Source organism: Oleiphilus sp. HI0079 (assembly GCF_001635105.1).
The window spans coordinates 1-686 of the sequence record NZ_LWFT01000140.1 but is presented as its reverse complement, the minus strand read 5'-3'; the positions used below and the strand labels follow the sequence as shown (position 1 = coordinate 686).

Below are 686 nucleotides of genomic sequence, written 5' to 3'. Positions count from 1 at the left end.
TGATCGACATCGGCCCAGGCGCCGGTGTTCACGGTGGCGAAGTGGTATCTGAGGGGACACCAGAACACGTTATGGCCGATGAGGCCTCTCTTACCGGCGCCTACCTATCGGGCCGCAAAAAGATTGAAGTACCGAGCAAGCGAATCATCCCCCAGCCTGAAAAACAGTTAAAGCTACTTGGCGCGAACGGCAATAACCTCAACGATGTAAACCTGAGCATACCTAGTGGCTTGTTCACATGCATTACCGGAGTATCCGGCTCAGGAAAATCCACATTAATCAATTCTACCCTTTATCCACTCGCCGCGACTGAACTCAACAAAGCTACGACACTAGAAGCATGCAATTATAGCGAGGTTCAGGGACTCGACCTGTTCGACAAGGTAATAGATATTGATCAAAGCCCTATTGGCCGAACGCCACGCTCAAATCCAGCTACATACACAGGGCTATTTACACCGATAAGAGAGTTGTTCTCAGGCACTCAGGAGGCGCGCGCACGAGGGTACAAGCCTGGTCGATTCAGCTTCAACGTCAAGGGCGGTCGATGTGAAGCCTGCCAAGGGGACGGTGTGATTAAGGTGGAAATGCATTTTTTGCCCGATATTTATGTTCCCTGCGATGTCTGCAAGGGTAAGCGTTACAACCGGGAAACATTAGACATCAAGTACAAGGGTCTTAATATT

General features: G+C 50.1%; 1 pseudogene. It reads left to right on the top strand.

The features are described from left to right. A pseudogene (locus A3750_RS25715) lies at positions 1-686 on the top strand (excinuclease ABC subunit UvrA); the annotation flags it as partial.